This window comes from Burkholderia sp. BCC1988, from assembly GCF_905339895.1.
In the GTDB taxonomy this organism is placed as follows: Bacteria; Pseudomonadota; Gammaproteobacteria; order Burkholderiales; family Burkholderiaceae; genus Burkholderia.
In genome coordinates this window covers 22291-37460 of record NZ_CAJPHA010000004.1, presented here as the reverse complement: position 1 = coordinate 37460, position 15170 = coordinate 22291, and the positions used below count along the sequence as shown (strand labels likewise).

General features: G+C 63.4%; 10 protein-coding genes and 1 pseudogene. 7 read left to right on the top strand and 4 right to left on the bottom strand.

Features of this window, described 5'->3' with window-relative positions:
• Nucleotides 1–218 precede the first annotated feature (218 nt).
• The 5 genes and pseudogenes from U4012_RS06800 to U4012_RS06780 all read left to right on the top strand — a co-directional run.
• Nucleotides 219–1232: a hypothetical protein gene (locus tag U4012_RS06800; protein ID WP_321797624.1), complete on the top strand. Its 1014-nt coding sequence runs from the start codon at nucleotides 219–221 to the stop codon at nucleotides 1230–1232.
• A gap of 40 nt (nucleotides 1233–1272) precedes the next feature.
• The gene (locus U4012_RS06795; protein WP_321797155.1) at nucleotides 1273–1539 is read left to right on the top strand and encodes a hypothetical protein; all 267 of its coding nucleotides are present in this window, start codon (nucleotides 1273–1275) and stop codon (nucleotides 1537–1539) included.
• Nucleotides 1540–1903: 364 nt separating this feature from the next.
• Nucleotides 1904–6046, top strand: a complete 4143-nt coding sequence (locus tag U4012_RS06790) for a CheR family methyltransferase (RefSeq protein WP_321797153.1) — start codon at nucleotides 1904–1906, stop codon at nucleotides 6044–6046.
• 204 nt (nucleotides 6047–6250) lie between these two features.
• Complete coding sequence (locus tag U4012_RS06785) at nucleotides 6251–7255, top strand: chemotaxis protein CheB (protein ID WP_321797151.1); 1005 nt, start codon at nucleotides 6251–6253, stop codon at nucleotides 7253–7255.
• Nucleotides 7256–7434: 179 nt separating this feature from the next.
• Nucleotides 7435–7587, top strand: a pseudogene (locus tag U4012_RS06780) (BON domain-containing protein); the annotation flags it as partial.
• 52 nt (nucleotides 7588–7639) lie between these two features.
• Here U4012_RS06780 and U4012_RS06775 read toward each other — a convergent pair.
• The gene (locus U4012_RS06775) at nucleotides 7640–8131 is read right to left on the bottom strand and encodes a PRC-barrel domain-containing protein (RefSeq protein ID WP_321797148.1); all 492 of its coding nucleotides are present in this window, start codon (nucleotides 8129–8131) and stop codon (nucleotides 7640–7642) included.
• A gap of 543 nt (nucleotides 8132–8674) precedes the next feature.
• On the opposite strand from U4012_RS06775, the gene U4012_RS35890 reads away from it, so the two are divergent.
• Nucleotides 8675–8968: a hypothetical protein gene (locus U4012_RS35890; RefSeq protein ID WP_415750357.1), complete on the top strand. Its 294-nt coding sequence runs from the start codon at nucleotides 8675–8677 to the stop codon at nucleotides 8966–8968.
• Between the two features lie 34 nt (nucleotides 8969–9002).
• Here the strand turns inward: U4012_RS35890 and U4012_RS06765 are convergent, their stop codons facing one another.
• The 3 genes from U4012_RS06765 to U4012_RS06755 all read right to left on the bottom strand — a co-directional run bounded on the left by U4012_RS06765 (nucleotide 9003) and on the right by U4012_RS06755 (nucleotide 10373).
• Nucleotides 9003–9557 carry a phasin family protein gene (locus tag U4012_RS06765; RefSeq protein WP_321797146.1) on the bottom strand — a complete coding sequence of 185 codons (555 nt, stop codon included), beginning with the start codon at nucleotides 9555–9557 and terminating at the stop codon, nucleotides 9003–9005.
• A 130-nt stretch (nucleotides 9558–9687) separates the two neighbouring features.
• A complete protein-coding gene (locus U4012_RS06760; RefSeq protein ID WP_044848675.1) occupies nucleotides 9688–9885 on the bottom strand; it encodes a hypothetical protein in 198 nt (65 codons plus the stop codon).
• A gap of 98 nt (nucleotides 9886–9983) precedes the next feature.
• Entirely contained in the window at nucleotides 9984–10373 is a 390-nt protein-coding gene (locus tag U4012_RS06755; RefSeq protein ID WP_124485938.1) for a hypothetical protein, read from the bottom strand.
• A gap of 702 nt (nucleotides 10374–11075) precedes the next feature.
• On the opposite strand from U4012_RS06755, the gene U4012_RS06750 reads away from it, so the two are divergent.
• Nucleotides 11076–15161 carry a CheR family methyltransferase gene (locus U4012_RS06750; protein WP_321797141.1) on the top strand — a complete coding sequence of 1362 codons (4086 nt, stop codon included), beginning with the start codon at nucleotides 11076–11078 and terminating at the stop codon, nucleotides 15159–15161.
• The last annotated feature ends 9 nt before the right edge of the window (nucleotides 15162–15170 follow it).

The following is a 15170-nucleotide window of genomic DNA, read 5'->3' as shown; positions in this document are numbered from 1 at the left end:
AGGCAAACACCTATTGTTCGTTGCAAGACGGAGCGATATTGCTTCATCACGAGCAACCGAGTGATTCTGCGCTGCACGGTGGCTGCGGCGAGGCGGAGATTGCGTTTGATCGTTTGAAGGCAGGAGAGCCGATGCTCAAGCGCCCGGCATCAAGGGCGATGCGACAAATGGCGTTGTGTCGAACCAGGTCGAGGTTACCAAGGTCAGGGAGAATCCAAATGGGACCGTGCCGTCGCAACTATGCGCGCTTCTTCGTCACCAGCTCGATCGCCGGTCTGGTCATTCTGGCAGGCGCGGGCCACGCGCACGCCGAGGACAATCCTGCGAGCTCGCCGGCCGGCTTCAAGCCAGCGGAAAGAAAGATCGACGTCTATGCGGTGTATGGCGACGGACGCGCGACCGAGGGTGGCGACATGCATTGGCGTGCGTACGAAGTCGGCTTCGGCGACGTCCTGAACGACTACTTCTCCGTCTATCTCGCGTATCTGAACGAGGGCCATCCGCTGAATCACCACCGCGACGGCTTCGCCGCGCTGGGTTCGTTTCGTTGGCCGCTCGGCAATCGCTTCGCGCTCGAATTGTCGGCCGGGCCGTATTTCAGCATGGACACGACACACGTCGACAATGAGCCGCGCAACGACAAGCGATGGGGCGTGCGTGCGTCTGCAGCGGTGCGGTATTACGTCGTTCCCGACCGCTTCTTCCTCAAGGTGCAGTACAACCACGTGCAGATGATCGGCGGATTCAACTCCGACGCGGTGCTCTTCGGCATCGGCTCGGATTTTGGCGGCGATCCGGGACCGGCGTTTTCGGACGGCAAGACGCAGGTCGGCGTGTGGGCCGGAACGTCGCAGACGAACCGTCCGCAAGTGCCGATCGAAAAGGGCTACATGGTCGAAGTCAAGCGGCCGCTCGGCAATGCGTGGGCCTATTCGGCGAGCTTCATCTACGAGGGCAACAACGGCGTCGCCGGCCGCAGAGGCGTGGCAGCGCAAATCTGGTACGTCGCGCCGATCAGGAGCAAATGGACGCTTTCGGCAGGCGTAGGTCCGTACCTGTCGCGTGACCGGGACGATGCCTCGAGCACAACGAGACTCAATGCGTTGCTCAGCGCACAGGTGACGTATCAGGTCACGCCCGATTGGGCGGCGAGCTTGCGCTTCAATCGCGTCGCAACCGGCAACGACAAGGATCAGGACATGTTCATGGTCGGCGTGGCACGCAATTTCTAGGGCTTGTTTTCAAGCGCAGGCGCATTCTGTTCACAGAGCGTTGCTCGACAAGGCAAAGAACCCGGCGGTCAGCGAGTGGTACGGCGGCACGGGCAGCGCGCTCGAGCACGGGTGGCGCCTCGACGTTCCCGCGATGCGAATCGAGACGCATGCCCATGCGCGGGCCGGTGCGGCCGTCACCCATATCGCGAACGCAGGCGGCGCTGCGTTGCGATCAGGACTCACCAATGCGCATGACTTTCACACCGTCCGCCGATCCCAAGTCGATCGGCTGTCCCTGTCGCCGCGTTTGCCTTCAGGGAGATAAGACTCCGGAAATTCGAGTATCGCGGCGCAACGGGACGACCGGCGAATGAATTCGGGGTCAGGATGCCGGCTCATCGCTCGATCGCCGCGTACAATACGCACGAGCGCCCATGCAAGGTCTCGCGAGCACGATCACAGGCTGCCGAATATCCATCAGGCGCTGGGACGAAGCCGGCTTCACCGGTCGATATCGCGAGTCCGTGCGGTCGCCTTCGAGCGCGCTCCCGATAGCCGGCTGCCAACCTGATAGAGTGCATGGCCACGAACAGGCCCGGCCCGTTGCGGAACTGCGCCCCGATCCATGTGACGCCCCAGCGGTTGGCGCCCGACAGGCGACGTCCAGCTACAGCATCAGGAGAAAATCAATGTCACGGCAAGAGCCGACCCATCAGGAGCAGCCACACCCGTCCACCACGGTGAAGAGCGATCTGCCGTTTCCGGTTGTGGGCATCGGGGCATCCGCTGGCGGCACGACGGCCTTGCAGACCTTCTTCGAGAGCGCGCCGACGGGCATGGACATGGCGTTCGTGGTCATCGTCCATTTGGCACGAGAACAAGTCAGCCATATGGACAACGTCCTGCAGCACACGACGGGTATGCCGGTGCATCAGGTGACGACCACGGTAGCGATCGAAAAAAACCATATCTACGTGATCGCGCCCGGCATGCAGCTGGAGATGTCCGACGGTTGCCTTCGCTGTAGCCCGCTGAGCTCCGCCGAAGGTGCCGCGCTCTCGATCGACCACTTTTTCCGGACGCTGGCGGACGCTCACGACTCGCGCGCGATCGGCATCGTGCTGTCCGGTACCGGCTCGGACGGCGCGGCGGGCTTGAGCCGTATCAAGGAGGCGGGCGGCATCACGCTCGCCCAGACGCCGGACGATGCGGAGTACGCGGAGATGCCGCAGCATGCGATCTCGACGGCGCGCGTCGATATCGTGCTGCCGGCGGCCGAGATGCCGCAAAAATTGCTGGACCTCTGGGCGAATGCGCGGCGCATCGAGCAACAGACCCTCGAACTCACGCAGATGCAGCAAATCGGCGATCGGCCCGGCGCCAACGATCCCGAACGGGCGCTGTCGGACATCCTGATGCACCTGCGGGTACGCACCGGCCACGATTTCAGGCTGTACAAGCGGGCGACGGTGCTGCGACGTATCGAGCGGCGCATGCAGGTAAACGGCCAGCGCGACATGCTCGCGTACCGCGACTTCCTGCGGACCGCCCCGGACGAGGCCAACGCGCTGCTGGCCGACATGCTGATCGGCGTGACCCAGTTTTTCCGCGATCGCGAGGCCTTCGACTTCCTCGAACGCGAGGTGATCTCCCAGTTGTTCGCGCCGGAATCCGCCGAGGAGCAGGTGCGGGTCTGGGTGGCCGGATGCGCGACCGGGGAAGAGGCGTACTCGATCTCGCTGCTGCTCGCGCGGGCACGCGAGGCATCGATGTCGAGCCAGGCGATCCAGGTATTTGCGACCGATATCGACGAAGCCGCGATCGTCCGCGCACGCACGGGCTCCTACCCGCTGTCGATCGCGACGGACGTGCCTGCGCCGCTGCTGCAGCGCTACTTCACGCGCGAGGGCGCGCACTACGTGATTGCCAAGGCCGTGCGCGAGCGCATCCTGTTCGCCGCCCACAGCCTGCTGCGCGATCCGCCGTTCTCGCACCTCGACCTGATCTCGTGCCGCAACGTGCTGATCTACCTGGAGCGCGCGGTGCAGCGGCAGATCCTCGAGTTGTTTCATTTCGCGTTGCGTCCGAACGGCTATCTGTTCCTCGGCACCGCGGAATCGGCCGACGCAGCCGACGATCTGTTTACGGTCGTCGACAAGAAGCGGCGGATCTACCAGGCGCGCGTCGTCACGCATCGCGCGAAACCGGTCACCGGCTTCCCGCCGCTTTTCCAGGTCGAATCCGGCGGGGACGAGCGCTCCGCGCCTCAACCGCCGATGCGGGTTCCGGCCAGCCCGGCCCAGCGCAACTTCTCCTATTCGGAGCTTCATCAGCGTGCGCTGGAAACCTATTCACCGCCGAGCGTCATCATCGACAAGGAATCCAACGTGGTTCACCTGTCGGACAACGCCGGGCGATTCCTGCGGCATGTCGGCGGGGAGTTGTCCAGCAACATCATGACGCTGGTGCTGCCGGACCTGCGGCTCGACTTGCGCACGGCCATTTTCCGCGCGCTGCAAACGGGCACGAGCGTCGAGGCGCGGCGCGTCAAGTGGACACACGAGGCTCGCGTGTCGTGGATCAACATGACGGTCAGGCCGTTTCACGACAAGGTCGCCAATTCGGAATTCCTGCTGATCGTGTTCGACGAGGTGGCCGGCCGCATGACCGAGGAGGATCAGGCGGAAGCGAGCGGACAGGATCCGGTGCTCGCGCAGCTCGAACAGGAGTTGCAGCACAGCCGCGAGCAACTGGCGACGATCATCGAGCAGTATGAAACGTCGGTCGAGGAGCTGAAGGCGTCGAACGAGGAGCTGCAGGCGATCAACGAGGAACTGCGCTCGACGAGCGAGGAGCTCGAAAGCAGCAAGGAAGAACTGCAGTCGGTCAACGAAGAGCTGACCACGGCGAACGCCGAAATGCAGGCGCGCATCGAGGACACCGCAAAGGCGAACGACGACCTCCACAACATCATTGCGTCGAGCGAAATCGCCACCGTCTTCGTCGACAAGGAGATCCGCGTCAAGCGCTTCACGCCGAACGCGACGGCGATCTTCAACCTGATCGATACGGACCTCGGCCGGTCGCTGTTCCATATTACGCACGCGCTGCGATATCCGACGCTCGCGGACGACGTCCGCCAGTCGTTCCAGTCGCTGCGCCTGATCGAACGCGAGATCGAGAGCGAGACGGGACGGTGGTACCTGATGCGGCTGTTGCCTTATCGCACCGCGGACGATCACATCGACGGCGCCGTGATCACGCTCATCGACATCACCGACCGGCATCACGCGGAAGAAGCGGCACGCGCGGGCGAGCAACGCCTGCGGCTGGTCGCGCAGTCGACCAAGGACTACGCGATCATCATCCAGGACAACAATGGATCGATCGTCAGCTGGAATGCCGGCGCCGAACGCATCTTCGGCTATACGGAGGACGAGATGATCGGTCAGGACGTGGAGCTGATCTACGAACCGAACGACCGGCAGGCGCTCGTGCCGGCGCGCGAGCGCGACATCGCGACCCGGGAAGGGCGCGCGGACGACGAGCGCTGGCACCGTACCAAGGACGGGCGCCGCATCTTCTGCAGCGGCGTCGTCACGCCGATTTCGGACACCTCGTTCAGCGGGTTCGCGAAGATCGTCCGCGATCTGACGTCGCGCAAGCAGAGCGAGGATGCGAACCGGGAAGCGCTCGCGCGGGAACAGGCCGCACGCGAGCAGGCCCTGAGCTCGAACCAGCTGAAGGACGAGTTCATCGCGGTGCTGTCGCACGAGCTGCGACATCCGCTCAATCTGATCGGCGTCAAGTCGGAGATGCTGCCGCGCCTTCCCGAGACGCGCGACATTCCCGCCGTGCGCGAGGCGGCCGATTCGATCCGCCAGGCCGTACGCGCGCAGGCCCAGATCATCGACGACCTGCTCGACCTGTCGCGCATCCAGACCGGAAAGCTGGCACTCGACGTATCGCGGGTCGACCTGACGGCCATCTTGCGCACGATCGCGGATACCTGCGAGGCCGACGCGCACGCGCGCGGGCTGGTTCTGAAAACGGAGTTGCCGGCCGATCCGGCCATCGCGCTCGCCGATCCGGTGAGATGCGAGCAGATATTCTGGAACCTGATGTCCAATGCGCTGAAGTTCACGCCGCCTCATGGGCAGATCGTGGTGCAGTTGACGCACGAAGGGCGGATGCTGCGTGTCGACGTCGTCGACAACGGCCAGGGCATCGATCGCGAGATGCTTCCGCATGTATTCGACATGTTTCGGCAGGCGCCGCGCGACAGGGCTCGCGGTGGCCTCGGCATCGGTCTGGCGCTCGTGCGGCAACTCGTCGAGATGCACGGCGGCCGGATTTCGGCGGCTTCCGATGGTCAGGGGCAAGGCACGCGGATGACGGTATGGCTGCCGGCCGCGGCGGACGAGCGCGCGGTGTCCGCCACCGGCGGTGACGTGTCGGAGCGGAGCATCGCCGGCCTGCGCGTGCTGCTCGTCGAGGACGACCAGGAGACGGCGCTGTCGCTCACTGCGCTGCTGGAGTTGGCGGGCGCGGTGGTCAGCACCGCCGAAACCGCCGCCTCGGCACTGGAGCTGCTGCCGACGACACCGATCGACGCGATCGTGTCCGACATCGGACTGCCGGACATGGACGGCTACGAGTTGCTTCGCAGGATCAAGGCCGACCCCCGGTGGGCGAACCTGAAGGTCGTCGCGTTGACCGGCCGTAACCGCCAGGACGACGTCGACGCTGCCGCAGACGCCGGATTCGATGCGCATCTCGCCAAACCGCTGGATTTCGGGATGCTGCTTGCCGCATTGACCGACCTTCAGTGAAGTCGCGCGCCTGTTCAATGCGCGTGTGACGGGATGGCAGTGGACGACGGTCCGCTGTCGTCCATCTGCATGCATTCGTCCCCGCGTCGAGGTCGTCTATTCGAGCGTCGGTCTGCGCTTCGTACCGCCTGCTCGTACGTGGTTCATTCGGCGGCATCCCGTATCGGGCACTAATCTTGCTGCACCATCCGCATAGGAGGTGCCATGAACCACCGAGACATTGTTGTCATCGCCTCGTCCCGCGGTGGCCTCGCGGTACTCCGGACGCTGGTGGCGGGCGTTGCCGCGGATCTCCCGGTGCCGATTTGCATCGTGCAGCACATTGGCCGGCATCGGACGATCCTGCCGGAGCTGCTGACGCGATGGGGTCCCTTGCTGGCAAGCCAGGCGATGCATGGGGAACGCCCCCAGCAGGGAAGGATTTACATCGCGCCGCCGGATCGGCACATGATTCTACGCGGCGGGATCTTCTTGTTGCTCGATACCGCTGCCGAAAACTACACCCGTCCGGCCGCCGATCCGCTGTTTCGATCGGCGGCACGTGAATACGGCGCCGGGGTGGTCGGCGTGGTGCTCAGCGGCGATCTGGACGACGGCGCAGCCGGACTGGCCGCAATCCGGGCCCGCGACGGCTACGGGATCGTTCAGGACCCCGATGAGTGCGACGCGCCTTCCATGCCGCGCAGCGCGCTTGCCGCGGCGGGCGCCGATGCGATCGCCCGGGCCGATGAACTGCCGCAGACCATTCATGCAGCGGTCTACGGTGCACGTGTGGAGGAGAGGGACAAGATGGCAGAGTTGCGCGATCTGGACGAAGAGGCCCGGCTTGCGGAGCGCGGCCTCGTGACGCCACAGCTTCTTGATGCGATCGGCGAACGCTCCGCGCTCACATGCCCCAGTTGCCACGGCGTGTTGTGGCGCATGAGCGACGATCGCCCGTTGCGCTATCGGTGCCATACCGGGCACGCGTTCTCCGTGCTTTCGCTGGAGGACGCGCAGGCGCAGAAAGCGGAAGACACGATATGGGCGGCGATCCGGGCGGTTCACGAACGGATGATCTTTGCGCTCGAGCGCCAGAAATGGGCCCGACAGAGCGGCAACGCCGAGGACGTTGCAATCGAGCAGGCCCGCATCGATGAGAACGAGCAACTCGCGGAGGTCCTGCGCAATGCCGTGGGGGCGACGATGCACCGGAGCGAAACGCAGTAAGCGGACGCTGATTGGAAACGCGGCAGACGACGTATGTTTCAGGGTGGCCTTGATTTCCGTTCAGTTTTCCGATGAGAGCGATCTCGACCGCATGCGGTCTTGCGAACTGCCCCAATAGACATCGGTTTTAGATCAAACGGTTGTTGTCTGGATGGCAACGCGTGGGCAAGGACAACGTGTCGTCAGGCGATATCCACGTGAAGACGCGCCACGGCGACGTCGTGCTGACGGGCAGTGTGCCGGACCTGCAGCAGCGCACGCTCGCCGTCAATACGGTGAAGCAGGTCGATGGCGTGCAGCACGCCCACGACCAGCTCACGATCCGGCCCAGATGCCGGCGCACGTTTCCATGCTGCTCTCCTGCGACGATGCAACCGCCGCGTGTCAGCGCTGGCGTCCGTCGTGCCCAGGAACATTTGGCGCCAGCTGATCTTCAGGCATATCGGACCCGAACTCGTCATCGACGCTCCAGTGAGGCACGCTGCTGTAGTAGTCGCGGATCGGTCCGGCCCATTGCGGATCGGCCAGAGCCGGCCAGTGGTCCTTGTCGAATCCCGGCGCGCTGCGAACCTGTTCGATTGACACCGACAACACGAAGCACTTGTGTGCAGCGTCAAGCGTGAGCTCGTTCCATGGAATTGCGAGCAGCTTGTCGCCAATCCCGAGCAGGCCGCCGCTCGACAGCACCGCATAGGCGACTCGACCGGAGCCGACATCGAGCATGATCGCCTTGATCCTGCCGGCGTGGTCGCCGTCCGCGGTGAGCACTTTGTCGCCTTCGAGCGTACTGGCGGCCATGAAGTCGGGGCCAGGGCCGCGCGCAGTTTCACGTTCCTTGCGAATGATGCGGGTTCCGTGGTGGTCGGTGATGTTCATGGTGATCCTACTGGCTGGCGCGAATGTCGACTCTGTCGGGCAGCGTTTCGCGCGGGTGAGTTTCCAAATCGGCGGGACGCGTCGCGCATCGTCGACATGCTGCTCCGAACGATACGCATGCGTGCCGCCGTGATACGCCTGCGGCGGCGTCGAATGTACGGCGCGCCGGCCCAGGGTCAACGCGTCGTCGCCGGCGTGGTGGGGTTTGGTCGTGTCGGATGCTCCTTCGGGGCACGCGTTCGCCAGCGCAACGGACGTTCCCGCGGCGGCGCGGCTATGCCGCTTGCGGCAGCCACTCCCGTCACATCACGACGCCGGCGCCGCGGCCGGGCGGGGGAGCGAGCCTGCGGGCCGCGACATGGCAACGGCCGTGCAACGCCCGCAACGGCGGCGTCGACAATGCAGGAGGGCGCTACGACTTGGCCGAAACCGACACATCCGGTCCACTACGAAGTCAACGTTCGCGGCGGTGGATTCGATACGGCGAGGGACCGCTTTCAGGTTTGGAAGCACGAGCCGCCGGTTTCGCGGCCCGACAGGCTGATGTTCGAGGGCAAGAGGGAGGTGCGGTGGCTCGGGAATGCCGGCTTCGACGATACCGAAGCCGTGCGTCGGGCGTTGCAGTCGGCGAGCCATCCGCAGGACGATTTCGCACTCGCCGCGCGGGAAAAACAGCTGGACAATCGTGGTTTTTCAACCGGAACAATCGACAAGTCAAACAGGCACGCTCGATCGAATCCGACGCCGACGAGCGCGCGTGAAGCCCCGCAGATGCCCGCAAATGCACAGTCGATCCGGGCGTGGTCCGCGATGGAAAATGTCCGCTTGGTCGAGTGATGTGCGGCGACAGGCTGCGGCACTGCCGGCCAAATTATCGTTTCGCCGCGCGCTGCTCCTGCTCGATCGCGCGCCTGGCGTTCTTCGACACCGCGGCCGCCGCCACATCGACGGTGCTTTGCGCGACTTCGACCGCCTGCTGCCCGGTTTTCCCTAGCGTCAGATAAAACTCGTTGGCGGCATCGATCGCGGAGTTCAAGGCAGCCACGGCCGCCTCGGAGCCGCTCGGCGCGTGTTTCGTCGCGTTTTCCACGAAGGTCTGGACACGACGAACATACGCGTCGCTTCCCGCCTGCGCGGCCTCGAGCATCGACGTCTGGGCGGACGACATGATTCCCCAGAACTCGCTGCTGTAGGACTGAACGTTCTCGGCCATCGGCGCGACGGTCGCACTCTGGATCGCCAACCAGTCTTGCGGCTTGACGATCGCGTTCTGTCCGATCTCCAGCGCGCTCTTCAGCGTCGACCGCGTGAAGCGCGCGTTGAGTTCAGCCAGTTTCCCGACACCATCGACCATCGTGCCGGCCAGATCGAAAAAAGTGTCGAGATTGGCGCGCTGCGCGCCGGAAACCAATTCATGGGTTTGCATGATCAACAATCTCCTGAATTGAATGAATTACCGTGGATGTTCACCTGCTCGGCGCGCGGACGTCGGCCACGTCACGGCTTTTCGCCTGTCGCGCCTGGCCGCCATGACCCGGTCGGTCAGCGAAGGCTGGTCAATGTGCCCGCATCACTGCACGAAGCAGCAATTCGCCGTCATCCGTCACCGAGGGACGCCGCACGCCGGAAGCGAGCCGCTCGAGTATGACGAGTTGCTGCTCGAGCAGCGTATCGAGTTCCTCGCGTTCCATGTCGATCTGGTCTGGCGACGACTTGATCAGCATGAGCGCCGCCAATTCGTGAGGGCTCAGCATTTTTGTCTCCTGGAATTTGAAATAGGCGTTTTTACCGATCCACTGAGTGTCGGTCGTGACGACCGCAAACCGGGACTACGTCTCGCGCTTTGGCGCGATCATTTTCGCCTGGAGCACGTGACGTGATCCGTGACATCTCCGGCCAGCGTCAGCCGCGGACCTGAGCGTACGCGTGCGAATGGACCGACCGCGTCGCGTGCGCCGCCCGCGCCCGATGCAGGCTCGGCTCCGGGATTCGAGATCACCGTCAAATGAAACGGCGCGACTCTCATTTCGAGATGCGGGTCGCCGAGCATGGCGGCGAGGTCGGCGATGCGCATCGGATGGGCGCCGATAACGTCGACCGTCATCGATTCCATGCGGGTCGTCCGATCGACTTCAACTCTCCAACGACACACTTTCATGCCGTTTTTTGCGAGGCATTGCCAGACCGCGATGACCTTCAGCTTGCCGAAGTCAGCACGAATCGAAAGCCTTTGAACAACCATCGCGATTTCCCTGTAAGGAGCTCGTCCGAGCCGGGATGGGACCGTACGTAGCATAGGCCAGGGACGATCGCGAGTACACGACGTAAACATGTCCGTATGTTGAGCATTACGGACAGCTGCGCCGACTGGAGGCAAGAGCGATTTCTCGCTCGTCGATACGTTCGAGCGTGAGAATGCGACGCCTTCGGTTGTCGATAGCGAACAAGGAGAGACGCGGCGGGGCCGGCACCTTGTCGCGACCCAATGGTCGGCGAGATCGCGCACTGAGCGTGCGGCGCGAAAACTGCGCGTGCTCCCTGTTGTCGCCAACGACGTGGATGTGCGAAGCCCGAATCCAATGGATACGTTTCCATCAGGCACATTCATGACCGATTTTCGTTGCGATATCCCGCGCATCGGAGATTTCAGTTTCGGCAACTGTCTGCGCAGCTGTTTCGGTTATGTGAGATGTATGACGATCGATGTGTCGGGCGTACCGCGGAAAAAAAATACTTGGCGGGGCGGTGCGGCGACCCTGCGTCGCGGCAGGGGGAAGAGGCGGGCGACGGCCCGGCGCGCGCGGCATGGCGGCATGCGGCAAAAATCTTGCAGTCGCTGCTTCTCGAAGGATAATGGAAGTTTACTGCGCATCTTGGTGCAAGCGGGCCAGGAGCCTGCCTGACCCTGGCCGCGAATACCTATTCTTCCGAAGGATCAGCAGCGATGTCGAAAAGACGCGGCCACACCCTCCCGAGCCAGGCAAATCATCCGATCGTCGGTATCGGCGCATCGGCGGGCGGGTTGAGTGCGCTCCTTGAATTTTTCGAAGCGCTGCCGGCGCGCACGTCGATGGCGTTTGTCGTGGTCGTGCATTTGGCGCCTGATCACGAAAGCAACATGGCTTCGCTGCTGCAGAAGGCAACCAGCATGCCCGTGCTCCAGGTGACGAGCGCCACGCCCATTCAGCCGGATCACGTCTATCTGATCGCACCCTCGCTCGCGCTGACGATGGTCGACGACTATTTGCGCGTCGCCCCCAATCAGCCTGAGGAAGGGGGGCGCAAGGCCGCGATCGATCTGTTTTTCCGGACACTGGCGGAAGCCCACCGCGAACGCGCAATCGGCATCGTGCTGTCCGGCGCCGGCTCGGACGGGTCCGTCGGGCTGTCCAGAGTCAAGGAGATGGGCGGCATCACGCTTGCCCAGGACCCGGCGGAAGCGGAATACGACAGCATGCCGTGCAGCGCGATTGCGACCGGCATGGTCGACTTCGTGACCACTGCGGCGGAGATGCCGCAGCGGCTAATGGACCTGTGGCTGACTGCAAAGGAAATACATCTGCCGGCGGTCGAAAACGAGGAACACCTCTACGATCTGGGCAACGAGGCGGCAGAACGGGCGCTGCGCGAGATCATGATCATCCTGCGCACGCGCACCGCGCACGATTTTCGCCATTACAAGCGGGCGACCGTTCTGCGACGGATCGAGCGCCGCATGCAGGTCAACGGCATCACCGATCTGCAGGCGTACCGCGACCACCTCCACCTGCACCCGGAGGAAACCCAGGCGCTGCTGCAGGACATGCTGATCAGCGTCACGAACTTCTTCCGCGACAAGGAGGCGTTCGACGTGCTGGAGCGGGATGTCCTGCCCGGTATCTTCGATGGGCGAGACGAGCAGGACCGCGTCCGCGTATGGTCGGTCGGATGCGCCACCGGCGAAGAAGCCTATTCGCTGGCGATGCTGCTGCAGGATCGATCGCTGAAGTCGCCCGAAGGCAATTCGTTCCAGGTCTTCGCGACCGATATCGACGAGCGGGCAATCTCCTTCGCGCGTGCCGGCCTCTATCCCGATTCGATTCTCGCCGACGTGACGCCGGGCCGCGTACGCCAGTTCTTTACAAGAGACGCCGCGCACTATCGGGTCAAGAAGGAACTGCGCGAGCACATGCTGTTTGCGCATCACAACGTGTTGAGCGATCCACCGTTCTCGCGGCTCGATCTGATTTGCTGCCGTAACTTGCTGATTTATCTGGATCGGGAAGCCCAGATTGAAATTCTGAAGATGTTTCATTTCGCGCTACGTCCGGGCGGCGTGCTGTTTCTCGGCAGCTCCGAATCGGCCGACAGCGTCAGTTCGATGTTCACCGTCATCGACAAGCGCAACCGCATCTACCGTGCGAACGTGGCGGTGCGCGGCGATACGCTCGTGCCGGCGTCGATTTCCAGCACCCTGAGCGCACGGCCGATCGTTTCGACGGTGCAGCCGCCGGGACGCCGCCGCCTCTCCTTTGGCGACCTGCATCAGCGTCTTGTCGAGCAACATGCACCGCCCAGCGTGCTCGTCAGCCGTGATTCCGAAATCGTTCACTTGTCCGACCGCGCAGGGCGCTTCCTGCAGTACTCGGGGGGCGAACCGTCTCACAACATCATCGCGGTGGTGCGCCCCGAGCTGCGGCTCGAACTGCGCACCGCGATCTACCAGGCGTTGCACACGAATCGCAGTGTGGAAGCGCGACGTGTGAGGATAGAGCGCGAGGCACGTTCGTATTTCGTCAACATGACGGCGCGTCCCGTGCACGATCCCGAGGCCAATGCGGATTTCGTGCTGGTGTTGTTCGATGAAGTCGAAGACAGCATGAGCGGATCGGAAACATCGACGGCCGACGCGCAAAAAGATCCGATCATCAACCAGCTCGAGCGCGAGTTGCAGCGCACGAAAGAGCAGCTTCAGTCGACCATCGAGCAGTCGGAAACGTCGACGGAAGAGCTGAAGGCCTCCAACGAAGAACTTCAGGCCATCAACGAAGAACTGCGTTCGGCGACAGAGGAGCTCGAAACCAGCAAGGAAGAGCTTCAGTCGATCAACGAGGAGTTGACCACCGTCAATGCCGAGCTGAAATCGAAGGTGGAGGAAACCGGCAAGATCAACGACGACTTGCACAACCTGATTGCCGCGAACGACATCGGCACGATCTTCGTCGATCGCAATATCTGCATCAAGCGTTACACGCCGCGTGCGACCGATGTCTTCAGCATCATTCCTTCCGATATCGGACGATCGTTGCTGGATATCACGCATCGGCTCGAATACCCGAAGCTCGCCGACGATGCAGCGGAGGCGTTCGATTCGCTGCGCCTGATCGAGCGGGAGCTGAAGAGCAACGATGGGCGCTGGTATCTCGCGCGCTTCGTTCCCTACCGGACGACGGAAGATCGTATCGACGGCGCGGTGCTGTCGTTCGTCGACATCACGGACCGTCGTCACGCGGAAGACCGGCTGCGCGAAGGCGAACGGCGCATGCGTATCGTGGCCGAGGGCACCAAGGACTACGCGATCATCACGTTCGACGACGACGGCCTCATCACGAGCTGGAATGCCGGTGCGAAGCGGATCTTCGGGTACACGGAAGCGGAAATGATCGGGCAGTCCGCCGATATCCTTTCGACCGAGGAGGACCGTGTCAATAACGTTGCCCGGCGCGAATTCGCGGAGGCTCGACTGAACGGGCGCACCGAGGAGGAGCGCTGGCATCAGCGCAAGGACGGCACGCACTTCTTTGCGAGCGGCGTGCTGGCGCGTCTGGATGAACCGGGTGTGAGCGGATTTGCGAAAATCGCTCGTGACCTCGGGGAATTCGCCGAGTCCGCAACGGCCGCCCGCGCCGCAAAACCCGAACTCGTTCGAGAAGCCAGCGAGCGGGATACCCAGCGGCGGCGCGACGAATTCCTTGCCGTGGTATCCCACGAACTCAAGCATCCGCTCAATCTGATTTCGGCGAGCGCGGAACTGATTGCGCGCGCGCCGGAAACGCGGCAAAACCTGAACCTCTTGCGCGCAACCGACACGATCCGGCGCACCGTGATGGGTCAAGCCCAGATCATCGACGATTTACTCGATATCTCGCGCGTACGGACCGGCAAGCTGTCGGTGGTGCGGACGCCCGTCGACCTGCGCGAGGTCGTCCGTCGTGTCACCGACGCCGTCCAGGCCGAAGCGACCCAGCGCAGCCTCGCGCTCAACGTCGCCATGACGGGCTCGCCGGTCATCATTCATGCCGACATCACGCGAATCGAACAGACGGTCTGGAACCTGATCAGCAATGCGCTGAAATTCACGCAGCGCGGTTCGGTGGATGTCTCGCTGCAGGTCAACGAACATGCCGAGGCCGTGCTGCGTGTGGCAGATACCGGCAGCGGGATCGAGCCGTCGCTGTTGCCGCACATCTTCGACATGTTCCAGCAAAGCCGGGACTCGAACGCACGCCGTGCCGGCCTCGGCATCGGCCTTGCGCTGGTCAGGGATCTCGTGAGCCTGCATGGCGGCGCGGTACGGGCGGAATCGGAAGGTGTCGGCCGCGGCGCGACATTCACTATCACGCTCCCGACCCATCGCGCTGTCGCAGTTGCGAGTCCTGCCAGCGGACCCATGACGGAATCGTTGCACGGTCTGCATATCCTGATGGTCGATGACGACGCTACAACCGTCGAAACCTTCAAGGTCCTGCTGGAAAGCGATGGCGCGATCGTTCAGACGGCGACCAGCGGAGAAGAGGCGTTGTCCCTGCTCGACGGCCAGATACCGGACCTCGTCCTGTCCGATATCGGCATGCCCGGCATGGGTGGGTTGGCGTTCATCGCGAAGTTGCGCGAAGCGCCGGCGCTCAGATCGGTGACCTGTATCGCGCTCAGCGGCTTTGGCCAGGAGGCCGACGTGAAGGAGGCCACGAATGCCGGCTTCGATGCGCATCTGCTGAAACCGGTGGCGCTGGACGACTTGCTGTCCGTTCTTGCGCGTTCGCGTCGTTGATGCCCGCTC